Source organism: uncultured Methylovirgula sp. (assembly GCF_947646745.1).
GTDB lineage: Bacteria > Pseudomonadota > Alphaproteobacteria > Rhizobiales > Beijerinckiaceae > Methylovirgula.
In genome coordinates, this window is the sequence record NZ_CANSHK010000005.1 from 77,351 (window position 1) to 103,293 (window position 25,943).

Below are 25,943 nucleotides of genomic sequence, written 5' to 3' on the forward strand. Positions count from 1 at the left end.
GCGCTGAGCGATTAAGCTGCGGCCGCCGGCTTTTGCGCCGACTTATCCCGACGCTGGAGCGGATTCTTGGATTTCCCCCTCGCTGATCAAGCCGCAGGCGGCGGCGCGGCGCCTGCACCGCTTCTGGTGCCGGAACTCGCCTCGGTCGCGGCCGCTGTCGGCTTCGTCCATCTGCACGTCCATAGTGCATTTTCGCTTCGCGAGGGGGCGCTCTCGATCGGCAAGCTGGCCAAGCTCGCGGTGGCGGATGCCATGCCGGCGCTGGCCATAACCGACAGCAACAATCTGTTCGGTGCGCTCGAATTTTCCGAAAAGCTGGCCAAAGAGGGCGTGCAACCGATCATCGGCATCGAACTGACCCTCGATTTCGGTGACGGCAGTCGGCTTTCACCGCGCGGTGACGAGACAGGCGCCGGGCGCGCCGGAATCGTGCTGCTGGCGAAAGATGAGACGGGCTATCGCAATCTCATGCATCTTGCATCGCGGGCTTGGCTCAATCCCGAGCCGGGCGATCTGCCGCATTTGCCGATCGCCGCGCTCCCGGCGCGGACCGATGGCTTGCTGGCGCTGACGGGCGGCCCGGATGGCCCGCTCGATCGTTGTTTCGCTTTGGGGCGGCCGGAGGCGGCGGAGCGCCGCCTCGATATTTTGCAGCAATGTTTCGGCGGCGGCCTTTATATCGAATTGCAGCGCCATGGCCTCGCCCAGGAGCGCGAGGTCGAGCCGCAATTGATCGATCTTGCCTTCCATCGGTCCTTGCCGCTCGTCGCCAGTAACGAGCCCTATTTTGCCGGGGTCGACGATTATGAGGCGCATGATGCTTTGCTTTGCATCGCCGAGGGCACGGTCATCGGTGAGGCGGCGCGGCGCCAGCTTTCTCCCGAACATCGGTTCAAGACACGCGCCGAAATGGCGCTTGTTTTTGCCGATCTGCCGGAGGCTTTGGCGAACAGCGTCGAGGCCGCCTTGCGTTGCGCCTACCGGCCGCTGACCCGCAAGCCGATCCTGCCGCGCTTCTCAAGTACTGCGGGCGACAGCGAAAGCGAGGCCGCCGAGCTCATCCGCCAGGCGGAAGCAGGCCTTGCGGCCCGGCTCGCCAAACGCGGTCTCGCGCCGGGCCTCGGCGAAACGGATTACCGCGCCCGCCTCGCCTTCGAGCTCGACGTCATCATCAAGATGCAGTTTCCGGGCTATTTCCTGATCGTCTCGGACTTCATCAAATTCGCCAAGAAGAACGGTATTCCGGTCGGACCGGGGCGCGGCTCCGGTGCCGGCTCGCTCGTCGCCTATGCCTTGACGATCACCGATCTCGATCCGCTCCGCTTCGGTCTTCTTTTCGAACGCTTTCTCAATCCCGAGCGCGTGTCGATGCCGGATTTCGATATCGATTTCTGTCAGGACCGGCGCGACGAAGTCATCCGCTATGTGCGGGCGCGTTACGGCGCCGACAGGGTCGCGCAGATCATCACCTTCGGCTCGTTCCTGGCGCGCGGCGTGCTGCGCAACGTCGGCCGCGTCCTCGAAATGCCGCTCGGCCAAGTCGATAAGCTCGCCAAGTTGGTGCCGCAGAATCCCGCAGCACCCGTCAGCCTGAAACAGGCGATCGAATCCGAGCCGCGCCTGCGCGAAGTGGCCGAGGCGGAGCCGCGCGTTGCGCGGCTTTTGAAGATCGCCGAGACGCTCGAAGGTCTCTATTCCAATGCCTCGACGCATGCGGCCGGTATCGTTATCGGCGACCGGCCGCTCGAAGAATTGGTGCCGCTTTATCGCGATCCCAAATCGGATATGCCGGCGACCCAGTTCAATATGAAATGGGTCGAGCCGGCGGGGCTCGTCAAATTCGACTTTCTCGGCCTCAAGACTTTGACCGTGCTCGACAAGACGGTGCGGCTGATCAAGCAGCGCGGCATCGCGGTCGAGCTCGCTGAAATTCCGCTCGATGATCGCAAGACCTACGAGATGATGGGACGCGGCGAAGTCGTCGGCGTGTTCCAGGTTGAAAGCGCCGGCATGCGCAAGGCGCTGGTCGAGATGCGCGCCGACCGGTTCGAGGATCTGATCGCCCTCGTGGCGCTCTACCGGCCTGGGCCGATGGCGAATATTCCGGTCTATTGCGCCCGCAAGCTCGGCGACGAGCCGGTCGAATATCTCCATCCGAAGCTGGAGCCGATCCTCAGGGAGACCTTCGGCGTCATCACCTATCAGGAACAGGTCCAGCAGATCGCCCGCGATCTCGCCGGCTATAGCCTCGGCCAGGCCGATATCCTGCGCCGGGCGATGGGCAAGAAGATCAAGGCGGAGATGGACGCCCAGCGCGGCCGCTTTGTCTCCGGCGCGGTCGAACGCGGCCTTTCCAAAGCCGATGCCGATAAGATCTTCGACGCCTGCGCAAAATTCGCCGAATATGGATTTAACAAATCGCATTCGGCGCCCTACGCGCTCTTGACCTATCAGACGGCTTATTTGAAAGCCAATTATCCGGTTGAGTTTCTGGCCGCGTCGATGACGCTCGACAAGGGCTCGACCGACAAGCTGGCGGAATTTTGCAACGAGGCGCGCCGCCTCGGTATCAAAGTCGAGCCACCCTCGGTCAATCGCTCCGGCGTCGATTTCGAAGTGGCGACCCAGGCGGACGGCAGCCAGTCGATTCTCTATGCGCTCTCCGCCGTCAAGGGCGTCGGCGACGGCCAGGCGGCGGCTTTGGTCGCGGCGCGCGGCGGCCGATCCTTCGCTGATCTCGCCGATTTCGCCGAGCGGATTTCCGCGCGCGATCTGAACAAGCGCATGCTGGAATGTCTCGCCGCCGCCGGTGCTTTCGATGCGCTCGCGCCGGACCGCGCCCGCGTCGCCGCCGCGATCGAGCCGATCTTGGCTTTGGCGCATCGACGCGCTGATGAAAGGGCGGCGGGGCAATCGGGCCTCTTCGACACCGATCGCGTCGATCCGCTGGTCGGAATCAAAACCGAAAGCTGGTCGTTGGCGGAGCGGCTGCGCCGCGAGTTCGAATCCGTCGGCTTCTTTCTTTCCGGCCATCCGCTTGATGCTTACAGTGCGGTTTTAGAGCGGCTGCGCGTGCGGCGCTGGAGCGATTTTGCCCGCGCGGTGAAACAGGGCGCCTCGGCCGACCGTCTCGCTGCCGTTGTGCTCGACCGGCAGGAACGGCGCACGAAGGCCGGCAATAAAATGGGCATCGTGCAATTGTCGGATCAGTCGGGCCAGTATGAGGCCATCCTGTTCCAGGAGGGGCTCAATCAGTACCGCGACCTGCTGGAAAAAGGCGCCGCGGTTCTCGTCGCGCTCCAGGCCAGCGTCGAGGGAGAGGACGTGCGGGCGCGGATCATTTCGGTCGAGCCGCTGGACCAGGCGGCAAGCCGGCGCCAGAAGGGCCTTCGCGTCTTCCTCCGCGATCCGGCACCTTTGCCGTCGATCGCGCGCGGACTTGCGGGACGCGGCGAGGGCGAAGTGTCGCTCGTCCTGACGACGGCGGCTGGGGAGGTGGAGATGAAATTGCCCGGCCGGTATCCGGCGAATGCGCAGGTCGCCGCGGCCTTGAAGGCGATCCCCGGCATTCTCAACGTCGAGCACGTCTAGACATCGGACCGAAAAGTGCGAAGCGGTTTTCGGACAGATCCGATGCGATGAGAAAGACTTAAGAGCGCCGATCAATTTGAGCGTCCGACCGTCTAGGCGCCGGACTTCTCGCGCAGTTGCTGGGAGTGCAGGGTCCGGCTAATTTGGCGCCTTTCTTTGGGGTGGATCGTCGTGCTGAGTTCCGTGTTTGCGCTTATCGTCGGCTATGCCTGCGGCTCGATCCCCTTCGGTCTTTTGCTGACGCGGCTCGCGGGAACCGCCGATCTGCGCAGCATCGGCTCGGGCAATATCGGCGCGACCAACGTTCTGCGGACCGGACGAAAGGATCTCGCCGCCGCCACTTTGCTGCTCGACGCGCTCAAGGGGCTTGCTGCGGTCCTCATCGTGTCGGCGTTTGCGCCCGGGTTGCCGCCGCTTTTCGCCGCCGCCGGCGCCTTCCTCGGCCATGTCTTTCCGGTTTGGCTCGGTTTCCGGGGCGGCAAAGGCGTCGCGACCTTTCTCGGCTGCTTGATCGGCCTCGATTGGCACGTCGCCCTGATCTTCATTGCGCTGTGGCTCGGCGTCGCCGCGGCGACACGCTATTCCTCGGCGGGCGCGCTCGTTGCCAGTGCTGCGACGCCGGTGGCGCTGTTGATCGATGGACGCCGCGATGTCGCCATTCTGTACGGTCTTCTGGCGGTCCTGCTCTGGTCTCTGCACCGTGCCAATATCGCGCGGCTTCTGGCCGGAACCGAATCGAAGATCGGCGCCTCCAAGCCGCTCGGCGACAAGGCATGACCGCGGGCGGGGCGACAAGGACGAAGCTTTCCGACGCACAACGGTTTGATTGGCTGCGGCTGTGGCGCAGCGAAAACATCGGCCCTCGCACGTTCTGGGCGCTGATCAATCGTTATGGCAGCGCCGGCGCCGCGCTTGCGGCGTTGCCTCGGCTCATGCCGCGCGGCCGGCCGGTGAAGATTGCCGCGATCGAAGACATCGAACGCGAATTGGAGGCTGCGGCGCGATGCGGCGCGGTCTTGGTCGCCGTGGGTGAGACGGATTATCCGGCACGATTGAGCCGTATCGACACGGCACCGCCGCTGATTGCGCTGCGTGGACATGTGCCGGTGCTGCAGCGTCCGGCCGTGGCGATCGTCGGTTCGCGCAATGCCTCGGCCGCCGGTCTTGCCTTTGCCGAACGGCTTACCCGCGGCCTTGCCGAGGCGGGTTTTGTCATCGTTTCGGGTCTGGCGCGAGGCATTGATTTGCGCGCCCACCAGACAAGTCGCGAGGCCGGCACGGTCGCGGTGCTCGCCGGCGGCCATGACCGCATCTATCCCGCCGAGCATCAAGCGGTTCTCGAGTCGTTGCTGGCGTGTGGTGCGGCGGTGAGCGAAATGCCGTTCGGCTGGGAGGCGCGCGGGCGCGATTTTCCGCGCCGCAATCGGATTATTTCCGGCCTCGCCAATGGCGTCGTCATCGTCGAGGCGGCGCGGCGCTCCGGCTCACTCATTACGGCACGTTTTGCCGCCGAGCAGGGGCGCGAAGTTTTTGCCGTTCCCGGTTCGCCGCTCGATCCGCGCGCCGAGGGCACCAATGATCTGATCCGCAACGGAGCAACCCTCTGCACGTCGGCCGAAGACGTGGTCGAAGCCCTGGCACGGCAGATTGCCGACCGGACAAATCTTTTTTCCGACAATTCGGCTCCCGTGCCGGAGGCGCCTTTATGGGACGAACTCGATCTGCCTGACGTCGCGCCCGCGCCGAACGGCGCGGCCGATGCAGCGGAATCCGGTCGCGTTGTCGCCTTGACAGGGAAAGATCACGCCACGCCGCAAGCGCGGCTGATGGCTCTGCTCGGGCCTTCGCCGGTGTCGATCGACGAGCTGGCGCGTGTCGCCAATCTGTCGATGCGCGAGACGCGCGCAATTCTGCTGGAACTTGAACTCGCCGGGCGGCTGGCGCGCAGCGGCGGCGAGTACGTCAGCTTGGTGAATTGAATCTTTTCGGCGAACTGTACCGCCTTGCCGGGCCGAAGCCCGGCAAGGAGATCATTGTATCGCGACTAGCACGCCCCCGAGCCGACCTTACCGTTGGGATTGCTCTCCGAGCCACCCGAGGCCGTCGAGGTTTTCTCACTGCCGCCGCCGCGGTCGCTGGTGCCGCTCGCTTGCGACGCACAAGGCTTGGCTTGTCCCTGCTCCGTCATGCTTGAGCCCACCGGCTGATTCGGCGATGTCGCGGGGGGCGAATGAGCGGCTGGGTTTGAACTCGGCGCGCTCGTTTGCGCCAAGCTGATGCCGGGCGAAACCAGCGATAAGGCTGCTGCGAGAATAAGGTATTTCATCGTTCGTTCCTCCTAGCGCTATTGGCGGAGGTCAATCGCGGACCGAACGCGGAGTTCCGCTCGAAATTCGGTCGCGATTTCGTCGGGGAATCAAAGCCATTGCTGCGCAGCTTTGACGCGGCTTGGCAGCTAAAGCGCCATGGCGGATTGGAGCACCGCACCGGCACGCAGGAAGCGCTCGGGATCGACCGGCTGGCCGTCGATGCGTACTTCGTAATGCAGGTGCGGACCCGTGGCGCGGCCGGTATCGCCGATATGGCCGACGACGGTTCCCGCTGCGACGGTTTCGCCTTGGACGACATCGATGCTTGAAAGATGCGCATAGCGGGTCGCAAGCCCGTCGCCATTGTCGACTTCGACGAGATTGCCGTAGCCGCCCATAAAGCCCGCGAAAGTCACGCGTCCCGGCGCGGTCGCATGGACCGCATCGCCGTAGACGCCGCGCAGGTCAACGCCCGTATGAAGGGCGGCGCGGCCGAGAAAGGGATCGATGCGCGGACCGAACGGCGAGGTAATCGCGAGCGCCCCGGGCAGTGGCGCCTTCAGCGGCACGTGCGGCAGAACAGATTTGAGATCCTCCGCTGTTGCGAGCGCGCTCTGCAACCGCATGGCGGCGGCGGCGAAAGGCGAGCCATCTGCGACTGCGGGCAGAGGTACGAACGGGCCGCCGACGCCGCCATCTTCGTCGGCGTGCGCGGTGCCGCGTGCGGGCATGCGGAAACGATGCGCCGAAAGGCCGAGCGCCGCCAGCGTCTCGCGTACGCGATGGGTCAGCCGGTCAGCCGGGGCTTCGAGCGTATTGAGCAAGGTGAGATCGGCGGCGTCGGCATGGTCGTAGCGCGCCGACAGCGCGCGCATGATATCGTCTGGCGCCCACGCATCGGTTGCGCCAGCCGGCGCGGCATCGCTGGTGCTGAAGGGCAGGGCCGGATGCGGGCCGTCCTGCAATCGGAGGTCAAAACCGTCCGGATGCGGCTTGCCGTCATGGGGCGGCACAGAGACTTCGGCGGCACTCGGCGGCGCGGCTGCCGCAGGCGCGATCTCCGCATTGGCCGGCGCTGCATCGCCGGCGACAGGCGGCAATCCGATTTGCCGCTCACGATCGGCGAAGGCCGCGATGAGGGCCGTGCGGCTTTCGACCTGGTCCTGGCGTTGCGCAAGGGCATGGAGCCGCGCAGTGAAATCACTGGTCTCGGTATCGGCCCGCTGGTTGGCGTTCTCGACATCGCGGCGCAAGGCGGCGATGCGGTCCTCATAAGCGTATTGCATGTCGGCCTGGCGCTGCATCAGGCCGGCGAGGACGTCATCATGAAAAATGAAATAGCAGGTCGCCGCGAGGTAGATGATGGCGATGATGGGGACCAGCACAAACACGATCAACGCAGCAAGGTGCGGCAGGGCGAAGGTGCGTGCATGCGAGCGATAGGCGAAGCTCAGAATCAGCCGATTGCCATGCGGCGTCTTGCCAATGTGAGCGTGACGGACATGCATGCAACGGACTCGGGCAGAGCGGGAGAACGCTCCAATAAGACACCGTTAAGGTTAACATCCCCTAAAGCGGACGGCTCATGCGAGGGCTTCGACGGCGGCGAGCACCGCTGCGGCGTGTCCGGCAACTTTGACCTTGTGCCACACATCGGCGATCCTGCCGTCCGGCGCGATCAGGAAGGTCGTGCGTTCGACGCCCATATATTTACGGCCGTAGAGGCTCTTCTCCGTCCAAACGCCATAGGCTTCGAGCATGGCCCGGGATTCGTCGGAGATGAGGTCGAGAGCAAGCTTGTGCTTGCTTTTGAATTTGGCGTGGCTCGCGGTCGAATCGGGCGAAACGCCAAGGATCGCCGCGCCGGCTTTGGCGAACGCTTTTCTGAGGCCATTGAAATCGATCGCCTCCTGGGTGCAGCCCGCGGTATTGTCCTTGGGGTAGAAGTAAAGCACCAGCGCTTTACCGGCGAAATCGCGGAGGCTCTTCGAACCACCTGAATCATCAGGCAATTCGAAATCAGGCGCTTTATCGCCAGGGCCCGGTTTCCTGCCCATCTCCGCCTTCCTTTCGTCTCATTAAACAGCAAACGCTTGCGCGAGCCGGCCGCGTCGAAACCGCGTGGGTTTTCGACAAGTCCCGTATATTCGGGTACGAGTCGGCATTCCAGTTTAGCCTGTTGCCGAAAGGCCACTGCGATTTGGTCGATCACAGCGACGATAGGGGCGGCAACCTGCGGCGGACCGGAGAGTCTCTGGCCGAGCGGGACATGCGGCGTACGGCCGCCGTCCTGCGCCGGCCGCTGCGGCCGCAATTCACACTTCTGACCTGGCTAACGCGGCGCCTCGTCGGCTCGGCCGCCGGCCTTGTCTTGATCGTTGCACTGATTACCGGATTTGTGGCGCTTTATGCGGCCAAGGGGCCGATCGCCATCGCCGGCCTCGGCACGCGCATCACAGAAGCGCTCAATGCCCGGATCGGGCCTGCTTACGCGTTCAAGCTCGGCCGTGTTTCGGTGACGACACATGGGTTGGGGCCGACGCTCGCGATCGACAATCTGACGCTGACGAGCCGTTCCGGCACGACGATCATCTCGGCGCCGCGGGCCGAAATTTCCGTCGATCTCGTCCCGCTGCTTTACGGCAAAGTCGTGCCGAAGCGGCTCGAAGTCTTCGGCATCGAAGTGCGCCTCGTCTTGCTGGCCGACGGCTCGCTCGCCGTTTCCGCCGGCAATGGCCAAAGGCAAAACCTGCCATTATTCGGGCTCAGCGCCGCCATGGCGAAGACGCCCGCCGATACGCTCCTTCCCGGGCCAGTCACGGGGCCTGCGGGCGCGGCCCGCCAGCGCTCGCTGGCGGTCAAACGCATTGCGGCGGCCATGCGGCTTCTCATGGACATCGCGACGCGGCCGAACAGCCCCGTGACGGCGATCGATCGCGTGGCGATCTCGCAAGGCCGCTTCGTCATCGAAGACGAGCTTAACAAACAGACCAAGCTTTACGAGGGCCTGCAGCTTTCGCTCGCCAAGGCCGACGGCGGCACCAATTTCGACCTGTCAGCGCAGGGGCCGAACGGGCCCTGGTCGGTTTCGGCCCGGGCCGCGGGCAAACCCGGCGCCGACCGCCGGCTCGACTTCGGCTTCAAGAATATTTCGATCGACGAAATCTCGCTCGTCGGCGGCGCCCGCGATATCGGCGCGGATTTCGACATGCCGGTCTCGAGCCGGCTGACCGTTGCACTCGATGCCAAGGGGCAATTGACCGATGTCGACGGCAATGTCCATTTCGATCCCGGCTATCTGCGCTTCGATGATCCCAACGACGAGCCGCGTCTGGTCGATTCCATCGACGCGGCCTTTCATTGGGATGGTGCGGCGCGGCAGATCATCATCGATAACACGCGCGTGCGCACCGGCGAAACCGATCTCGCGGTCCGCGGCGCGATCACGCCGCCCATCCAAGAGGGCGATCCCTGGCTGATTGATTTCACCAATTCGCAACGCGGCGTCTTCGGCACCGAGCGGCCCGGCGAAGACAAGATTTTCTTCGACCATATCGATTTCCAGGGCCGTCTCGCGCTCGAGGACAAGGTCTTCAATATCGACCGTTTCGCCTTCAGCGGACCGAACAATGGCTTCGCCATGGCCGGCGTCGTCGATTGGAAAAACGGGCCGCATATGAGCCTCGGCGCTTCGCTGGCGCCGACGCCGGCGACCGTCGTCATGCGGCTCTGGCCGTCCTTCATGGCCGCCGACATTCGCGCCTGGTTCCTCGCCCATGTGAAGGGCGGCACGATCGAACATGGCACGCTGCGGATGAATGTCGATGCGCAGATGATCGAGCATATGCATCATCAATATCCGCCGCCCGATCCGGCGCTCGCCATCGATTTTTCGGTTTCTGAAGGTTCTCTCACTTTCCTCAAGGGCGTGCCGCCGCTCGAACATGTCGCCGGCGTCGGCCATATCACCGGGCGCACCTCGACCTTCACCGCGACGAGCGGCAGCATGCGGGTCGGCGACTCGGGCACGCTCAACCTTTCGCAAGGCAGTTTCCATATCGCACATGCCGAGATCCGGCCGACGCCGGCGGAACTCTCGGCGCATGTCAGCGGCGATGTGCCCGCGGTCGGCGCCTTGCTCAATTACGACGCGTTGAAGCCTTTCGTTTCCCTGCCGGTCGATAGCAGTCGGTTGAAGGGTCACATCGACGGCCTGCTTGGTATCGCGCTGCGGCTCGGCCCGGGCGCGGATCCGAAAAAGGACTTCAAGCTCAACGTCGATGCCATGGCGACGCAATTTTCTGCCGAAAAACTGCTCGGCGATCAGAACCTCGACGACGGCGCACTCAGGATCACGGTCAACGACGATGGGCTGCACGCCTGGGGCAAAGGCCATTGCCTCGGCGGATTGGCCGACATCGACGTGACCCGGCCGGTCGGCGCCACGATCAGCAAGGCCGTCATCGGGATAACGATGGACGATGCCGCGCGGGCAAAGCAGGGTCTTGCGGTTTTGCCCGGTCTCTCGGGCCCGGTCGGCATGCATATCACCGCGCCGCTCGGTGCGACGGGGCCGCTCAAGGCGCAAATCGACGTCGATCTGAGCAAGGCGGAAATCGACGGACTGGGCATCACCAAGCCGGCCGGGCGGCCGGGCAAGTCGAGCTTCAATCTGTCGGTCAACGACGACCATACGACCACGCTTGATCAGCTCCTCGTCGAAGCCGGCGGCGCGGTCATCAAAGGCTCGGTCAAGATCGGTGCGCCGGACGATGCGACGCAGTTTTCGGCGCGGCTCACAGAAGTGCGGCTCTCGCCGGGCGACGACGCGCATGTCGAACTCGCAAAAACCGGCGATACGGTGAAGGTTGCGATCCATGCCGCGTCTTTCGACGGGCGGCCGTTCTTGAAGACGCTGACTTTGACCCACGCCGAGGAACTCGACGGCGAAGAAGGCCCCCCGCATAAAGCGAAGACGAAGCCCGTCGCCCATGTGATGCTGGCCAAGACGACATCCAACCTCAACATCGATGTCGCGATGAAGGCGCAGAACCTGGTCGGCTTCAACAAAGTGTCGATGAGCAATGTTGATCTGCATCTCGTCAAAAACGGCGACGCGCTGAAACAATTCGCGCTCACCGGCCGCTTTGGCCATCAGACGACGATCGTCGGCCATCTCGACCATGCCGGTACGCCGTCGCCGCAATTGGATCTGACGACCGACAACGCCGGCGGTCTGCTTGCCTTCATCGATCTCTACAAACACATGAAGGGCGGCACGCTCAATGTCGCGATGCGCCTCGGCAATGACGCGATGGCCGGCTCGCTGATCGTGCGCGATTTTATTCTCGCCGACGAACCCGCCTTGCGGCGCCTCGTAACCGAGGAAGTGCCGCGCAACAGCGAGCAAAGCGGCACGCCGCAGTTCGACCCGGACGCGGTGCCGTTCCGCAAATTGCAGGTCAATTTCCAGCGTGCCGAAAGCCGCCTCGACATCAGCGACGGCATCATCTACGGCTCGCAGATCGGCGTCACCGCCAATGGCTGGCTCGATTTCGCCGCGAGCCGCGTCGATCTGCAAGGCACGTTCGTTCCGGCTTACGACGTGAATAACTTTTTCACCAAGATCCCGTTCTTCGGCCTGCTTGCCGGCGGCGCGCACGAAGGCCTTTTCGCGGTCAATTATCACATTACCGGGTCGCCGCGGAAACCGACGCTGAACATCAATCCGTTCTCGATTGCGCCGGGTATCTTGCGGAAGATTTTCGGCTCGATCGATCTGACGAATCCGGATAATTCGCCGGAGACACCGGCGCCGCCGGGCGAAGACGGCGGCCAATAATCGAGATCACTCGCGAAGATCACTCGCGAAGATCACTCGGCCGGCTTCAGCAGAACGTGCTTCTTCTTGCCGAGCGAGAGCTTGATCGCGCCGTTGACGAGGTCGCCGGGGCCAAGCGTCGCGCGTTCGTCGATGATGGTCGCATCGTTGACCTTGAGGCCGCCGCCTTTGATCTGCCGGCGCGCCTCGCCGGTCGAGCCGACGAGGCCGGCCTGGACAAAGGCGGAGAGCACGCCAAGCCCGTCTTCAAGCCGCGCAACATGGACGCTTGGCAGACTCGCGGCCGCGAGTCCGTCTTCAAACGTCTGACGTGCGGTTTCGGCGGCTTGCTCCGCGGCTTCGCGCCCATGCACCATGGCGGTCGCTTCGGTCGCGAGGACTTTCTTGGCTTCGTTGATCTCGGCGTCGCGCAGCGCCGCGAGGCGCGCGATCTCATCGAGCGGCAGTTCGGTGAAAAGCTTCAGGAATCGGGCGACGTCGCCGTCCTCGCAATTGCGCCAATATTGCCAATAATCGTAGACGGACAGCATGGCGGCATCGAGCCAAACCGCGCCCTGCGCCGTCTTGCCCATTTTCGCGCCCGATGCGGTCGCAAGCAGCGGCGAGGTCAGTGCGTAGAGCTGCGGCGTGCCGAGCCGGCGGCCGAGATCGATGCCGGTGACGATATTGCCCCATTGGTCGGAGCCGCCCATCTGCAGCGTGACGCCATAGCGCCGGTTGAGCTCGACGAAATCATAGGCTTGCAGGCACATGTAGTTGAATTCGAGAAAGGAGAGCTCGTGTTCGCGTTCGAGCCGCAGCTTGACCGAATCCATCGCCAGCATGCGATTGACGGAAAAATGCCGGCCGACGTCGCGTAGGAAATCGATATAGTTGAGGCCGAGCAGCCAGTCGGCATTGTCGGCCATGATCGCATCGTGCCGGCCTTGGCCGAAGGTCAGGAACTTTGCGAAGATCTGCTTGATCCCGGCCTTGTTCGCTTCGATTGCCGCTTCGGTCAAAAGCTTGCGGCTTTCATCCTTGCCCGACGGATCGCCGACGCGCGTCGTGCCGCCGCCCATCAGCGCGATTGGCTGGCCGCCGGTCTTCTGCAGCCAGCGCAGCATCATGATTTGGACGAGCGAGCCGACATGCAGCGACGGCGCCGTGCAGTCGAAGCCGATATAAGCGACGAGATCGCCGCTGCTTGCCTTTTCGTCGAGACCCGCGAGGTCGGAGCATTGATGCAGAAAGCCGCGCTGCATGAGCACGCGGAGAAATTCGGACGTCGGGCGAAAAGCGTCGGACACGGAGACCTGCGGGTTTGAATAGCGCGGGCGAACCTAATCCGCACCGCCGCCGCGTCAAGAGCCGGCCGTCTCTCCGAACACCCGCCTCAGCATGGCGGCGCTGGCACTTTCGGCGATCTCGCGCAGGTAATGGTTCGCGGCTTCGAGGCCGGTGCCGCCGGTGTCGAATTCCGATTGCAGGCCATCGCGCAAGCCCCAGGCCGCGGGGAGAAGCGGAAAGCCTTCCGTCTCGATCTTTTGTTGCGCCTGGGCGATCTGCCGGTCGGAGCGGCCGGTCTTCGACAGGATGAAAGCGATCTTGCCATCGGCGCCTTGGCGGGCGAGACGGCGGGCGAGCCCCAGCGTAGGGCGCAGATCGTCGACTGAGGTGCCGGTCGGCAGGAAGACGACCGAGCTTTCCTCCGCGACCTCTTTCGTCAGATCATCGGCGAGGCCGCGCGTGTCGGCGATGATGAGATCGAAGCTCTCCTCGGTTTTGCGGAGCTTTTTCAGGCTCTTGAAGGGCCGCACGTCAAGCTCCGGCTCGACGTTGCGGCGCAGCCGCGCGGCGTTCCATTCGACGCAGGTCAATTGTTCGAGGTCGAAATCGGCGAGCAGAACCTTGCGGCCCGACCGCGCCGCCGCGACGCTGAGAAGCCGCGCCAGGCTGCTTTTGCCGACGCCGCCTTTCTGCCCGACAAAGGAAACGAGACTGAGATCCTTCTTCATGCCAACGCCCCAATATTTTTTCTTATTGCTCGATGAGAGCGGGACCCGGCGGTGTGCCGCAGACTGAAATACTGGGCGATCGCTCGCCCGACGCAAGTATTTTTCGCCTTTGGCCTTGGCCCATCGCTTTTTTGCGGTGGATTGCCATAATGGACGACTCAATCGGCGGAAGGGAGAGAGCGGTGGCGCGCGCGCTGGGATTGATGAGCGGCACTTCGCTCGACGGCATCGATGTCGCGATCATCGATACCGACGGTGCGATGCATGTCTCGCCCGGGCCGGCGCGTTCCTTCGCCTATGACGAGCAGGATCGCGCGCTTCTGCGCGCCGCTTTGGCGGAGGCGGAAAAGCTGCCCCCCGATCCTGCCGCGCGCGCGGCGCGGCCGGGTGTCCTGGCGCAAGCCGAGGCGCGCGTCACCGCGCGTCATGCCGAAGCGATCCGCGATTTTCTCGCCGCCGAAACGATCGATGCGGCGTCGATCGACATTATCGGATTTCATGGCCAGACCGTGATCCATCGCCCGGACGCGCGCTTCACCGTGCAGATCGGCGACGGCGCCGGCCTCGCGCGCGCGATCGGCCGCCCGGTCGCCTATGACTTTCGCGCCGCGGACGTGGCAGCGGGCGGGCAGGGCGCGCCGCTGGTGCCCGTCTATCATCAAGCCTTGGTTCTCGCCGAGGGACTTGGCGGCCCCATTGCCGTGCTCAACATCGGCGGCGTCGCCAATCTCACCTATGTCGATGACGGGCCGCCCATTGCCTTCGACACGGGGCCGGGGAATGCGCTTATCGACGACATGATGTTTTCGGGTGCCGGAGAAAAGATGGACGCAGGCGGCGCGTTGGCGGCCGCCGGCAAGATCGATCACGCCGCTTTGGCGGACCTGCTGGCGCATGATTATTTCGCTCTGCCGCCGCCGAAATCGCTCGACCGCAATGCCTTCTCGAGCACGCGCGTCGCGGCTTTGCCATTGCCCGATGCGATCGCGACGCTCACCGCGTTTACCGCCTCGAGTATCGCCCGGGCGATCGAGCATTTGCCGAAGCAGCCGAAGCTCGTCGTGCTCAGCGGCGGAGGCGCGCATAATCTCACTTTACGCTGGCAATTGATGCAGCATCTGCCGTGCGGAATGATCCTCGCCGAAAGGCTCGGCTGGTCGGCCGATGCCATGGAAGCCCAGGCTTTCGCCTATCTCGCCGTTCGCCGGCTGAAAAATCTGCCGATCACGTTTCCGACAACGACCGGCGTCGCCGAACCGATGCCCGGCGGAATCATCGCCGGCGCCGATTGAGTGCCACATAAACAATAAGATTGGTGTGCATCGTGCGAGCGGCCGTTTGGCCGCGATTTGCAAGGAGCTGCCATGCCGCGCTTGACCCCCATTCCGCCCGCCGAGCTCACCCCCGAGCAGCGCCCGCTTTATGAGGATATGAAGCAGGGCATCGAGACGAATTTTAAGGGCTTCACCGCGATCCGCGACGACGGCGCCTTGATCGGGCCGTGGACGGCATGGCTGACCGAGCCCAGATTCGGCAAAGCGAGCTGGGACCTTGTCCGCGCACTTGCCGACAAGCCGTCGCTGCCGCGCAATGTCCGCGAGATTGCCATTCTCGTCACCGGGGCGCATTTCAAATCGGCCTATGAGCTTTACGCGCATGTGCTCGTCGGCGAAATGCGCGGCCTGTCGGACGAGAAAATCGCGACAATCGTCGCCGGTGAGCGGCCGGTCGATCTCACGCGCGAGGAAGCAATCGCCTATGATTTCGCCAGTGCTTTGGTCAATGGCGGCACGTTGCCGGAATTGACCTACCGGACGGCGTTGCAAGCCTTCAGCCCGCATGGCGCCGCCGAATTATCCTATCTCGTCGGGCTTTATGCGCTCGTTTCGATCACGCTCAACACGTTCGATATTCCGGTGCCAGAAGTATGAACGCCGCTGGAGCGCTGATGGTCATATTGAATCGTCCTGCGCTCCTCGCCTTTTCAATCGCATTGGATTGATCCGAACCGGTTCGCACGTTTCGCTCCGATGCTCTAGATCAGCGGGCGAGGGATGTTTTCAACTTCATCGACCCGCGCCAAGTTCTTCAAGGCTTCTTCGTCGACGACGCGCAAGGTCCGTTCGTCGAGCTCGATCGAGCCCTCCTTGCGCAGCTTCTGCAGCGTCTTGTTGGTGTGAACGACCGAGAGGCCGAGCGTGTCGGCGAGGTGGCTTTGCCGCATCGGCAGATCAAGCCGGTTGCGCTTCGTCATGCCGAGCTCGCGCGCTTTGTCGAACAGATGCCACAGAAGGTAAGCGACGCGCTCGAGCGCGGTGCGGCGGCCGAGCGAGACGATCTGCTCATCGAGCGTGCGCTCCTGGCTCGCAGCAAGCCAGGTGATGTCATAGGCAAGCTGCGCGTCGGCAGCGAAGAAGCTCCAAAGCTTATCGCGCGGGAAAACGCAGAGCACGGAATCGGTCAGCGCTTCGATTCCGTGCCCCATGACTTCCGACATCGAGGCTTGCAGACCGAGGAAATCTCCCGGCAGTGCGTAATTGATGATCTGCCGGCGGCCGTCCTCGAAGGTCTTATAGCGAAAAGCCCAGCCGGACAGGACGGTGAACAAATGGCTCGCGCGCGCGTGCTCGAGCAGGATCGTACCGCCGGGCGCTACGGTGAGTTCGCCGATCTTGAAGGCCTGCACGGTGCTCGCATCGAGCAGAGTCCGTTCGCCAAAGATCGGCAGCGACCGCAAAGGACATTTGGCGCAGGCAATCGTCATCGCACTCTGACTCACGGCATTCATCACATATCCCCGATCCAACGCCGCCAGCGTCCAAAACGCTGCATGAAGAGGCGACGAAGCCGCATAAAAAGCGGTGAAATCGCGCCGGAAGCAAGCCCTCCCGCCCGAGGGATTGCGCTTATGTCAAAGTTAAATGACGGCAACGCGGCGAAAGCCTAAGCGCGCCGGTCCGAGCGAATTGAGGACTGGAATGCCGATTGTCGATCTCTTAAGCGGCGGCCTGAGTAAGAAAAGGATAGCGCTTGGCCGCGGCTATCTCGCAGCCCTCATCATAACGACCGCTGCGGCCTTGCTACAGATTGCCTTGCAGCCGGTGCTTTACCCGTTTCCGCTGTTATTTTATCTGCCGGCGGTCGTCTTGGCGACACTCTATGGTGGGGCGGGCCCAGGCGCTTTGGCCGCTGTCGTTTCAGCGGCGTGCGTCTTTCATTTCGCCTGGCCCGGGCCGCATTTGCCAGGGCGCCACCTTCTGGGGAGCCACTTTCTTGGGAGCTGCTTGGGCCTATTCGATGCGAGGGTCGCGCTGCCCTTCTTGAGTTATGCCGTCGTCGCCGCGGCGTCCGTTTTCGCTGTCCAAGCGGCGCGAAGCGAGCGCATGCGCCTGCGGCTGCAATATGCCGAGACGATCGCGCAATTGAGCCTCGAAAAAGAGCGGCTCGCCTCGCTCCAGCGTCGCATGACGACGAATATGCAGGCCGTCGCGAGTCTTCTGACCTTGCAAAAGATAAAGCTACGCTCGGACCCCGGTTCCGCTGCGCGGATCATCGACGATGCGCGCCAGAGGGTCGTCGAGCTGAGCCAGATCAACCGTCGGCTGAGCGAATACGCCCTGGGCGGGCAGGGCATGGCGGAATATCTGCGTCTGCTCTGCGCCGACTTCCAGGTGGGCCTTGCCGCATCGCACGACATTCGCTGCACGACAGCGGACGACGTCGATATCAAGGATCCTGATAAGCTGCTCGCATTGTCGGTGCTGGTCGGCGAGGCTGTGGGCAATGCGCTGAGACACGGCTTCCGTGAGAACCAGGCTGGCACCATTGCCGTCAATCTGCGCCGCACGGCCGCCGGACGCTGTCAGCTGACGATTGCCGACAACGGCCGCGGGCTTCCCTATCCTGTCGACCCGGCCGAGGCCGCGAGCAGCGGCTTTGTCATCATGCGGGCAATGGCCGTCCAGCTCGCCGGCCAGCTTGAGGCATCGCCATCCAAGCAAGGCACGACGCTGATCGTCAATTTCGAGGCTTAGCGCGACGGCGCCCGGGGCTGCGGTCCGATGCTTTAGCTCGGCCGGTCGCCGGGTTCCGCCCGCGTCGGCGTCGGCAGTTTCGGCGGATTGCCGAGGCGCCGGTCGAGATAGATCGAGACTTCCTCGATCAAGGGTTCGACGCAATTCTCGAAGAAATGGTTGGCGCCCGGGATCACCGCATGTTCGATCGTGATGCCGCGCTGCGTCTTCAGCTTTTCGATGAGGCCGGTGACTTCCTTGAGCGGCGCGACGCGGTCCTGATCGCCGTGGACGAAGAGGCCCGACGACGGGCAGGGCGCGAGAAACGAAAAATCGAACCGGTTGGCCGGCGGGGCCACCGAAATGAAGCCTTCCACCTCCGGCCGGCGCATCAAAAGCTGCATGCCGATCCAGGCGCCGAAGGAGACGCCGGCGATCCAGCAGGCGCGTGCATCCGGATTGATCGTCTGCGCCCAGTCGAGCGCCGCGGCGGCATCGGAGAGTTCGCCCTGGCCGTGATCGAAAGCGCCCTGGCTGCGGCCGACGCCGCGAAAATTGAAGCGCAGCACAGAGAAGCCGCGTTCGGCGAAAGCATAATAGAGATTGTAGACGATCTGGTTGTTCATCGTCCCGCCGAATTGCGGATGCGGATGCAGAATGATCGCAATGGGCGCGCCGCGCTGCGTCGAGGGATGAAAGCGACCCTCAAGACGCCCCGCAGGGCCGTTGAAAATAACCTCGGGCATTCCGTCTCCTAAAGCTTCTGGCGGCACTGGCTCAGGCGCGGCATGCAGCCGGCACAATCGAGCCTTTCCGTGGGTTTGCTTGACGAACGAGCCACCGACCACATAGTCTGGAGTTAGAATTGTTCTAACCGTTTCGGCACCTTGCCGGGCCTGCTATCTGGGCCTGTCGGCAAATCAGGGGCTTCATCTACACGTCCGGCCGTACGGATTGCAATTATTTTGGCTTGATATTTTGACTTGGCTGCGGGCTTTTTCGATTCGCGTCGAGCCAGACGGAAGGGTTGATCTTTGACGCGGGCACGCGCCTATCTCGACCATAATGCTACGACTCCGTTGCGGCCGGCCGCGCGCGAGGCGATGGTGGCCGCCTTGGGGCAGGGCGGTAATGCCTCTTCGGTGCATCGCGAAGGCCGGCACGCCCGGGCCCTGATCGAGGCGGCGCGGGAAAGCCTCGCCCGCTTCGTCAAAACCCAGCCCAAGAATGTCTATTTTACCTCGGGTGCCACGGAAGCGCTCAATCTGGCGCTCACGCCCGGGCTTGAGCTTGACGGCAACAAGGCGCCCTTCGATGTGCTCCTGGTCTCGGCGGGGGAACATGCCGGCGTCCTGCAAGGCCATCGCTTCCCTGCGGCGGCCGTCGAAAAACTGCCGCTGACGCCCGATGGCGTCCTCGATCTCGCCGCGCTCGATACGGCTTTGGCGCGCCATGCGGGGCGTCGGGTCCTGCTGGCGCTCCAGGCCGCCAATAACGAGACGGGCGTGCTGCAGCCGGTCGCCGCGGCTGCGGGGCGCGTCCAGGCCGCCGGCGGCGCGCTCGTCTGCGATGCCGTCCAGGCGGCAGGCAAAGCGGCCTGTGACTTCGCTGCGCTCGGCGCGGATATTCTGGTGCTTTCGGCCCACAAAATCGGGGGGCCGCAAGGCGCAGGCGCCCTTTGTTTTGCCGCCGGCCGGCATCATATTGCGGATACGATCGTTCGGGGCGGCGGCCAGGAACGCGGGCTGCGCGCCGGGACCGAAAATGTCGCGGCGATCGCCGGTTTTGCCGCTGCGACGGAGAGTCTGGCCGAGGCTGGGGCGATTGAGATTGCCCGATCGGCCAAGCTGCGCGATAGGCTGGAGCGGGATGTGCTGGTGAGTGCGCCCGATGTTGTGTTCTTTGGCGCTGGCGTCGCTCGCCTGCCGAATACCGCGAATTTCGCGGTGCCCGGCGTGGGGGCGGAGGTTTTGCTGATGGCGCTCGATCTCGAAGGCGTCGCGGTCTCGTCCGGGTCCGCCTGTTCTTCGGGCAAGGTCAAGCGCTCGCATGTACTTGAGGCGATGAGCGTGCCGTCCGCCTTGGCGGAAGGGGCGATCCGGGTGAGCTTCGGTTGGAGTTCCAAGGAGGACGATGTGGACATGTTTCGGATCGCCTTCGCCAAGGCGGTCGAAACGATCCGGTCAAAGCGGGTGAAGCCCGCCGCGTAATTGAAGTCTGAACCAGCGGTCCTTGAAACCGCCGAGGTGAGGAGAGAAGAATGGCTGCGGTGCAGGAAACGATCGATCGCGTCAAGTCGATCGACGTGAGTGAATATAAGTATGGCTTCTTCTCCGAGATCGAATCGGAAAAGGCGCCGAAGGGGCTCAACGAAGACATCGTCCGTTTCATTTCGGCCAAGAAGAATGAGCCGGAATGGCTGACCGAGTGGCGGCTCGAAGCCTACCGCCGCTGGCTGACGATGCAGGAGCCGCGCTGGGCGCGGGTCGCTTACGAGCCGATCCCTTATCAAGAGCTCTATTATTACGCCGCGCCGAAGACCGCCGCGGGGCCGAAGTCGCTCGACGAGGTCGATCCCGAGCTGCTTAAGGTCTACGAGAAGCTCGGTATTCCGCTGAACGAGCGGGCGATCCTCGCCGGCGTCGAAGGCGCAGCCGAGGCGTCGAGCCGCGTCGCGGTCGATGCGGTGTTCGATTCGGTCTCGGTCATCACGACCTTCAAGGAAGAGCTGGCCAAGGCCGGCGTGATCTTCTGCTCGATCTCGGAAGCCGTGCGAACGCATCCGGAGCTGGTGCGCAAGTACCTCGGCTCCGTCGTGCCGCCGACCGACAATTTCTTCGCGACGCTGAACTCGGCCGTCTTCTCCGACGGGTCGTTCGTCTATGTGCCGCCGGGCGTGCGCTGCCCGATGGAGCTTTCGACCTATTTCCGGATCAACGAGAAGAACACCGGCCAGTTCGAGCGCACGCTGATCATCGCCGACAAGGGCGCGTACGTCTCCTATCTGGAAGGCTGCACGGCGCCGAAGCGCGACGAGAACCAGTTGCATGCGGCGGTCGTCGAACTGATTGCACTCGATGATGCCGAGATCAAATATTCAACGGTCCAGAACTGGTATCCTGGCGATGCCGCAGGCAAGGGCGGCGTCTATAATTTCGTCACCAAGCGCGGCGATTGCCGCGGCGCGAACTCGAAGATTTCCTGGACACAGGTCGAGACCGGTTCGGCGATCACCTGGAAATATCCGTCCTGCATCCTGCGCGGCGACAATTCGCGCGGCGAATTCTATTCGATCGCCATCTCGAACGGCCATCAGCAGGTCGATTCCGGCACCAAGATGATCCACCTCGGCAAGAACACGACAAGCCGAGTGATCTCGAAGGGCATTGCCGCCGGGGCTTCGCAGAACACCTATCGCGGTCAGGTATCGTCGCACCGCAAGGCGACGGGCGCGCGCAATTTCACCAATTGCGACTCGCTGCTCATCGGCAATGACTGCGGCGCGCATACGGTGCCCTATATCGAGGCACATAATCACTCGACGCAGTTCGAGCACGAGGCGACGACCTCGAAAATCTCCGAAGATCAGCTCTTCTATTGCATGCAGCGCGGGCTCGACGCCGAAGAGGCGACGGCGCTGATCGTCAACGGCTTCGTCCGCGACGTGCTGCAGCAATTGCCGATGGAATTCGCCGTCGAAGCGCAGAAGCTGATCGCGGTTTCGCTTGAAGGCAGCGTCGGCTGATCAGCCCGCGCCTCTCGTTGCAAGGATCACAATCATGTTGGACGTCAGAAATTTGAGCGTGTCGATCGGCGACCGCGAAATCCTCAAGGACTTCAATCTCACCGTCGCCGACGGCGAAGTTGCCGCGATCATGGGGCCGAACGGCTCTGGCAAGTCGACGCTCTCTTATGTCATCGCCGGCAAGCCGGATTATGAAGTCACTTCGGGCGAAGTGCTGCTCGACGGCGAGAACATCCTCGACCTCTCGCCCGACGAGCGCGCTGCCAGGGGCGTATTTCTCGCCTTTCAATATCCGGTCGAGATTCCCGGCGTCACGACGATGACCTTCTTGAAGGCGACGCTCAACGCCATTCGCAAGCAGCGCGGCGAGCCCGAGCTTTCGATTCCCGATTTCATGAAGCGGGTGAATGCCGCGGCGGCGAAGCTCGACATCAAGTCCGACCTGTTGAAGCGCGCCGTCAATGTCGGCTTCTCCGGCGGCGAGAAGAAGCGCATGGATATTTTCCAAATGGCGTTTCTCGAGCCGCGCTTTGCCATTCTCGACGAGACGGATTCGGGCCTCGATATCGACGCCCTCAGGATCGTCGCCGATGGCGTCAACGCTTTGCGAACCAAGGGGCGTAGCTTCCTCGTCATCACCCATTATCAGCGCCTGCTCGAATATATCGTGCCGGACAAAGTGCATGTGATGGCGGGCGGGCGCATCGTGCGCAGCGGCGGCAAGGAGCTGGCGCTCGAACTCGAGAAGAACGGCTACCGCGACTACGTCGAAGCAGAAGTGGCATAGGCCATGAGCATTCCAGTCATTCCCACGCCGACGGCTGCGGAAAACGCGCTGGCCGAAGCGTTCCGCGAGGCGAAGGCCAACCTGCCGGGCAATCCGGCCGTTGCCGAACAGCGGGCGCAGGCTTTCGCGGCCTTTGCCCGCGCCGGCCTGCCCAACCGCCGCATCGAAGCTTGGCACTATACCGACTTGCGCAATCTGATGCGCCGGGCGCTGCCGCTCGCGCCGATCCCGACGGATCAGCAGATTGCCAAGCTGTCCGCCGAGGCCGGTAAATTGCCATCGCCGCGGCTGGTGCTGGTCGATGGCATCTTTGTCCCGGAATTGTCAGGGCCATTGCCGGCCGGCATCAAAGTGATGTCGGTCGCGGCGGCGCTGGCGCAAGGCACGCCGGCGCTGATCGAAGGCCTTGCCGCCGCCTGGGCCGAGGCCGACGACGCGATGGTCTCGCTCAATGCGGCCTTGATGCAGGACGGTCTCGTCATCGACGTCGCACCGGGCACGAAGCACGAAGCCCCTTTCCATATCGTCTATGCGACCGTAGCGTCCGAGCCCGCGGCGCGGTTTTCGCGCTCGCTCGTGCGCGTCGGCGCCGGGGCAAGGTTCCGGTTCAATGAAATCAGCTTGGGGCAGGGGGGCCGCACCGGCCAGACCAATAATGTGCTGATCGTCGAAGTTGGGGATGATGCTCATGTCGCGCATAGCCTGTCGCTCACCGGCACAGAGCCGAACAGCCTGCGTCTCGAAACGTTCCTGGCGAAGCTCGGCGCCAGGGCGCAGTTCGACAGCTTCGCGCTTATTACGGGGGCTGGGCTTGTGCGCCGGCAGATCTACAAGCGATTCGAAGGCGCCGATGCGAAAGCTTCGCTGCGCGGCGTCTCGCTGTTGCGCGGGCGCGAACACGCCGACACCACGCTCTTCGTCCGCCATGCGGCGACGGGTTGCGAAGGTCGGCAGAATTTCCGCTATATCCTTGATGAGGAAGCAACCGGCGTCTTCCAGGGCAAGATCGTCGTCGACCGCATCGCCCAGAAGACCGACGGGCGCATGCTCGCCAAGGCGTTGCTGCTCAGCGACGCGGCGACGATGAACAGCCGGCCGGAGCTTGAGATTTTTGCCGACGATGTGGCCTGCGGCCACGGCGCGACGATCGGCGGTCTCGGCGAAGATCAGCTTTTCTATCTGCAATCGCGCGGCCTGCCGGCGAAAGAGGCCGAGGCGCTGCTCTTGGAAGCTTTCGCCGCCGAGCTCATTGACGAGATCGGTGATGAAGACCTCATCGCGGATTATCGCACCGATGTTGCCGCCTGGCTTGCCGGGAGGGCCGAGGCATGAACGAACATGTCGCCGCGCCGCTCGATGTCGCCAAGATCCGCCGGGACTTTCCGATCCTCGATCTCAAGCCCTACGGCAAGACGCTCGTCTATCTCGACAATGCTGCCTCGGCGCAAAAGCCGCGGCAGGTCGTCGATCGCATGGTCCACGCGACCTATAACGAATATTCCAACGTCCACCGCGGCCTGCATTATCTCGCCAACGCCGCGACCGAGGCCTATGAGGCGGCGCGCGAGAGCGTGCGCGCCTTCCTCAACGCCGGAAGCATCGACGAAATCGTCTTCACCAAGTCGGCGACGGAGGCGATCAATCTTGTCGCCTCGTCGTTCGGTCAGCGTTTCATCGGCGAGGGCGATGAGATCGTCCTCTCGATCATGGAGCATCACGCCAATATCGTGCCCTGGCATTTCCTGCGCGAGCGCAAGGGCGCGGTGCTGAAATGGGTCGATGTCGATGACGAGGGCAATTTCTCGCTCGATGCGTTCGAAAAAGCGCTGACGCCGAAGACCAAGATCGTCGCTATCACGCATCTTTCGAACGTGCTGGGCACCGTGACGCCGATCAAGGAGATCGTGACGATCGCGCACGCCCGCGGCATTCCGGTGCTGGTCGACGGCGCCCAGGGCGCCGTGCATCTCGATGTCGATGTGCGCGACCTCGATGTCGATTTCTATGCCATCACCGGCCACAAGCTTTATGGGCCGACCGGCGTCGGCGCGCTCTACGGCAAGAAGGAATGGCTGGAGAAACTGCCGCCCTTCCTTGGCGGCGGCGAGATGATCAACGAGGTCACCAAGGATCGCGTGACCTACAACGATCCGCCGCATCGCTTCGAGGCCGGTACGCCGCCGATCGTCCAGGCGGTCGGCCTCGGCGCGGCGCTCGACTATATGCGCGACATCGGCCGGGCGCGGATCCATACCCATGAGACGGCGCTGAGCCATTATGCGCATGAGCGGATTTCGCGGCTGAATTCGGTGCGCGTCTTCGGCCGCGCCAACGGCAAGGGCGCAATTCTTGCCTTCAATCTCCGGGGCGCGCATCCGCACGATGTCGCGACCATTATCGACCGCGATGGCGTGGCCGTCCGAGCCGGGACGCATTGCGCGCAGCCGCTGCTGACGCGCTTCGGGGTGACCTCGACATGCCGCGCCTCCTTCGCCATGTACAATACATTCGAAGAGGTCGATAAGTTCATCGAATCGCTACAGAAGGCGGAGGGTCTCTTTGCCTGAGGATATGATTACCGAAGCGCAGAGCCCGGCCGTGCAGCCCGCACCCGCCGGAACCGCGGCCATCGAACCGACTTCGCCGAACGAGCCGCAATGGTTCTTCGCGCCGGCCATTACGCAGGAAGAGCGCGCCCGACTGACCGAAGAGACGGTCGCCGCGCTCAAGACCGTTTACGACCCGGAGATCCCTTGCGACATCTATGAGTTGGGGCTGATCTACTGCGCCGTCTTCGACGACAGCCGCAAAGTGCTGATCGACATGACGCTGACGGCGCCGGGCTGCCCTGTCGCGGGCGAACTGATCCAATCGGTCGAGAGCGCGGTCGGCGCGGTCGGCGGCGTCTCCTCGGTCGAAGTCAACATGGTCTTCGATCCGCCCTGGGACCAAAGCCGGATGTCGACCCAGGCACGGATCGCGCTCGACTTCTATTGATGCGAAGAGGCACCCGCATTCCTATATGATGCTGGAGCGCCAAGGAGATGACGATGGCGAAAGCCAAGTTTCCGATTATGACTTTGACCGAAGCGGCGGCTGATCGGGTCCGTACGTTGATCGGCAACCGGCCGATCGCCGGGCTGCGCATCGGTGTCAAGAACGGCGGCTGCGCCGGCATGTCCTATACGCTCGACTATGCCGCGGAGATCGGCCCCTATGACGAAGTGATCGAAGACAAGGGCGTCAAGATCATCATCGATCCGAAGGCCTTGATGTTCCTCTTCGGCACCGAGATGGATTTCCAGACGGATAGGATCGGCTCGGGCTTTACCTTCAACAACCCGAACCAGACGGGCGCCTGCGGCTGCGGCGAATCCGTCGCGCTGGCGCCGGCCAGCGAAGCGCAGATCGAAGAAGCCCGCCGCGCCAACGCGGCCGGCTGACTTACTCCGCCTCTTCGACGACCCGCGGCTTCAATTTCACCGGACGCAGTAGAAAGCTCGGCGTGTGATCGCCCATGCCGACTACGGGCCGATCGTCGTGATCGCGAAACTGGCCGCGCTCCGGCCGATGGCCGCGCTCGGGTTTCGTCGTATGACCGTTCGATTTCGGCGCCTGCGGGGCGTCGTGCGGACGCTTGCCGTGCTGCTCGCGCGCGC

General features: G+C 63.5%; 20 protein-coding genes and 1 pseudogene. 14 read left to right on the top strand and 7 right to left on the bottom strand.

Annotated elements, in window-relative coordinates; translation table 11 throughout:
- Window positions 1–126 precede the first annotated feature (126 nt).
- The 3 genes from dnaE to dprA all read left to right on the top strand — a co-directional run bounded on the left by dnaE (window position 127) and on the right by dprA (window position 5,570).
- Entirely contained in the window at window positions 127–3,591 is a 3,465-nt protein-coding gene (gene dnaE, locus Q0025_RS02680) for a DNA polymerase III subunit alpha (RefSeq protein WP_297295797.1), read from the top strand.
- Between the two features lie 165 nt (window positions 3,592–3,756).
- Window positions 3,757–4,368: a glycerol-3-phosphate 1-O-acyltransferase PlsY gene (gene plsY, locus Q0025_RS02685; protein ID WP_297295799.1), complete on the top strand. Its 612-nt coding sequence runs from the start codon at window positions 3,757–3,759 to the stop codon at window positions 4,366–4,368.
- Window positions 4,365–5,570 (top strand): DNA-processing protein DprA, encoded by a 1,206-nt coding sequence (gene dprA / locus Q0025_RS02690; RefSeq protein ID WP_297295750.1) that lies wholly within the window; start codon window positions 4,365–4,367, stop codon window positions 5,568–5,570. The genes plsY and dprA overlap by 4 nt, the downstream gene beginning before the upstream one ends.
- A gap of 476 nt (window positions 5,571–6,046) precedes the next feature.
- Here dprA and Q0025_RS02695 read toward each other — a convergent pair whose 3' ends face one another.
- Window positions 6,047–7,408, bottom strand: a complete 1,362-nt coding sequence (locus tag Q0025_RS02695; protein WP_297295752.1) for a M23 family metallopeptidase — start codon at window positions 7,406–7,408, stop codon at window positions 6,047–6,049.
- 75 nt (window positions 7,409–7,483) lie between these two features.
- Window positions 7,484–7,957, bottom strand: coding sequence for a peroxiredoxin (locus Q0025_RS02700; protein ID WP_297295753.1), 474 nt, complete (start codon window positions 7,955–7,957; stop codon window positions 7,484–7,486).
- 212 nt (window positions 7,958–8,169) lie between these two features.
- Between Q0025_RS02700 and Q0025_RS02705 the strand changes: the two genes are divergently transcribed.
- Window positions 8,170–11,742, top strand: a complete 3,573-nt coding sequence (locus Q0025_RS02705; protein ID WP_297295755.1) for an AsmA-like C-terminal domain-containing protein — start codon at window positions 8,170–8,172, stop codon at window positions 11,740–11,742.
- Between the two features lie 32 nt (window positions 11,743–11,774).
- Here Q0025_RS02705 and tyrS read toward each other — a convergent pair whose 3' ends face one another.
- Window positions 11,775–13,031, bottom strand: coding sequence for a tyrosine--tRNA ligase (gene tyrS, locus Q0025_RS02710; RefSeq protein WP_297295757.1), 1,257 nt, complete (start codon window positions 13,029–13,031; stop codon window positions 11,775–11,777).
- Between the two features lie 54 nt (window positions 13,032–13,085).
- Window positions 13,086–13,739: a ParA family protein gene (locus Q0025_RS02715; RefSeq protein ID WP_297295759.1), complete on the bottom strand. Its 654-nt coding sequence runs from the start codon at window positions 13,737–13,739 to the stop codon at window positions 13,086–13,088.
- 182 nt (window positions 13,740–13,921) lie between these two features.
- Here Q0025_RS02715 and Q0025_RS02720 point away from each other — a divergent pair, with 182 nt between their 5' ends.
- Together Q0025_RS02720 and Q0025_RS02725 are read left to right on the top strand one after the other, a co-directional pair.
- Complete coding sequence (locus tag Q0025_RS02720; RefSeq protein ID WP_366939379.1) at window positions 13,922–15,031, top strand: anhydro-N-acetylmuramic acid kinase; 1,110 nt, start codon at window positions 13,922–13,924, stop codon at window positions 15,029–15,031.
- Window positions 15,032–15,103: 72 nt separating this feature from the next.
- A complete protein-coding gene (locus Q0025_RS02725; RefSeq protein ID WP_297295763.1) occupies window positions 15,104–15,670 on the top strand; it encodes a carboxymuconolactone decarboxylase family protein in 567 nt (188 codons plus the stop codon).
- A gap of 104 nt (window positions 15,671–15,774) precedes the next feature.
- On the opposite strand, the gene Q0025_RS02730 is transcribed toward Q0025_RS02725, so the two are convergent.
- Window positions 15,775–16,527 carry a Crp/Fnr family transcriptional regulator gene (locus Q0025_RS02730; protein ID WP_297295765.1) on the bottom strand — a complete coding sequence of 251 codons (753 nt, stop codon included), beginning with the start codon at window positions 16,525–16,527 and terminating at the stop codon, window positions 15,775–15,777.
- A gap of 190 nt (window positions 16,528–16,717) precedes the next feature.
- Here Q0025_RS02730 and Q0025_RS02735 point away from each other — a divergent pair, with 190 nt between their 5' ends.
- Window positions 16,718–17,773, top strand: coding sequence for a sensor histidine kinase (locus Q0025_RS02735; RefSeq protein WP_297295767.1), 1,056 nt, complete (start codon window positions 16,718–16,720; stop codon window positions 17,771–17,773).
- A gap of 32 nt (window positions 17,774–17,805) precedes the next feature.
- Here the strand turns inward: Q0025_RS02735 and Q0025_RS02740 are convergent, their stop codons facing one another.
- Window positions 17,806–18,498 carry an alpha/beta hydrolase gene (locus Q0025_RS02740; protein WP_297295769.1) on the bottom strand — a complete coding sequence of 231 codons (693 nt, stop codon included), beginning with the start codon at window positions 18,496–18,498 and terminating at the stop codon, window positions 17,806–17,808.
- A gap of 288 nt (window positions 18,499–18,786) precedes the next feature.
- On the opposite strand from Q0025_RS02740, the gene Q0025_RS02745 reads away from it, so the two are divergent.
- The 7 genes from Q0025_RS02745 to Q0025_RS02775 are packed head-to-tail and all read left to right on the top strand — an operon-like array spanning window position 18,787 to window position 25,727.
- Window positions 18,787–19,962 carry a cysteine desulfurase family protein gene (locus Q0025_RS02745; RefSeq protein ID WP_297295771.1) on the top strand — a complete coding sequence of 392 codons (1,176 nt, stop codon included), beginning with the start codon at window positions 18,787–18,789 and terminating at the stop codon, window positions 19,960–19,962.
- Window positions 19,963–20,012: 50 nt separating this feature from the next.
- On the top strand, window positions 20,013–21,497 hold the full coding sequence (sufB, locus tag Q0025_RS02750; RefSeq protein ID WP_297295773.1) for a Fe-S cluster assembly protein SufB: 1,485 nt from the start codon (window positions 20,013–20,015) through the stop codon (window positions 21,495–21,497).
- A gap of 34 nt (window positions 21,498–21,531) precedes the next feature.
- The gene (sufC, locus tag Q0025_RS02755; protein WP_297295775.1) at window positions 21,532–22,284 is read left to right on the top strand and encodes a Fe-S cluster assembly ATPase SufC; all 753 of its coding nucleotides are present in this window, start codon (window positions 21,532–21,534) and stop codon (window positions 22,282–22,284) included.
- Between the two features lie 3 nt (window positions 22,285–22,287).
- The gene (sufD, locus tag Q0025_RS02760; protein WP_297295777.1) at window positions 22,288–23,616 is read left to right on the top strand and encodes a Fe-S cluster assembly protein SufD; all 1,329 of its coding nucleotides are present in this window, start codon (window positions 22,288–22,290) and stop codon (window positions 23,614–23,616) included.
- Window positions 23,613–24,851, top strand: a complete 1,239-nt coding sequence (locus Q0025_RS02765; protein WP_297295779.1) for a cysteine desulfurase — start codon at window positions 23,613–23,615, stop codon at window positions 24,849–24,851. The genes sufD and Q0025_RS02765 overlap by 4 nt, the downstream gene beginning before the upstream one ends.
- Entirely contained in the window at window positions 24,844–25,281 is a 438-nt protein-coding gene (locus Q0025_RS02770; protein WP_297295781.1) for a DUF59 domain-containing protein, read from the top strand. The genes Q0025_RS02765 and Q0025_RS02770 overlap by 8 nt, the downstream gene beginning before the upstream one ends.
- Window positions 25,282–25,334: 53 nt before the next feature.
- Complete coding sequence (locus Q0025_RS02775; RefSeq protein WP_297295783.1) at window positions 25,335–25,727, top strand: iron-sulfur cluster assembly accessory protein; 393 nt, start codon at window positions 25,335–25,337, stop codon at window positions 25,725–25,727.
- A gap of 1 nt (window position 25,728) precedes the next feature.
- Here the strand turns inward: Q0025_RS02775 and Q0025_RS02780 are convergent.
- Window positions 25,729–25,943 (bottom strand): annotated as a pseudogene (locus Q0025_RS02780) (DEAD/DEAH box helicase); the annotation flags it as partial.

Coding starts and splice junctions, on each gene's coding strand:
- dprA (WP_297295750.1), top strand. CDS start 4,365: ATGACCGCGGGCGGGGCGACAAGGACGAAGCTTTCCGACGCACAACGG.
- Q0025_RS02695 (WP_297295752.1), bottom strand. CDS start 7,408: ATGCATGTCCGTCACGCTCACATTGGCAAGACGCCGCATGGCAATCGG.
- Q0025_RS02700 (WP_297295753.1), bottom strand. CDS start 7,957: ATGGGCAGGAAACCGGGCCCTGGCGATAAAGCGCCTGATTTCGAATTG.
- Q0025_RS02705 (WP_297295755.1), top strand. CDS start 8,170: ATGCGGCGTACGGCCGCCGTCCTGCGCCGGCCGCTGCGGCCGCAATTC.
- Q0025_RS02715 (WP_297295759.1), bottom strand. CDS start 13,739: ATGAAGAAGGATCTCAGTCTCGTTTCCTTTGTCGGGCAGAAAGGCGGC.
- Q0025_RS02725 (WP_297295763.1), top strand. CDS start 15,104: ATGCCGCGCTTGACCCCCATTCCGCCCGCCGAGCTCACCCCCGAGCAG.
- Q0025_RS02730 (WP_297295765.1), bottom strand. CDS start 16,527: ATGAATGCCGTGAGTCAGAGTGCGATGACGATTGCCTGCGCCAAATGT.
- Q0025_RS02735 (WP_297295767.1), top strand. CDS start 16,718: ATGCCGATTGTCGATCTCTTAAGCGGCGGCCTGAGTAAGAAAAGGATA.
- Q0025_RS02740 (WP_297295769.1), bottom strand. CDS start 18,498: ATGCCCGAGGTTATTTTCAACGGCCCTGCGGGGCGTCTTGAGGGTCGC.
- sufB (WP_297295773.1), top strand. CDS start 20,013: ATGGCTGCGGTGCAGGAAACGATCGATCGCGTCAAGTCGATCGACGTG.
- sufC (WP_297295775.1), top strand. CDS start 21,532: ATGTTGGACGTCAGAAATTTGAGCGTGTCGATCGGCGACCGCGAAATC.
- sufD (WP_297295777.1), top strand. CDS start 22,288: ATGAGCATTCCAGTCATTCCCACGCCGACGGCTGCGGAAAACGCGCTG.
- Q0025_RS02765 (WP_297295779.1), top strand. CDS start 23,613: ATGAACGAACATGTCGCCGCGCCGCTCGATGTCGCCAAGATCCGCCGG.
- Q0025_RS02775 (WP_297295783.1), top strand. CDS start 25,335: ATGGCGAAAGCCAAGTTTCCGATTATGACTTTGACCGAAGCGGCGGCT.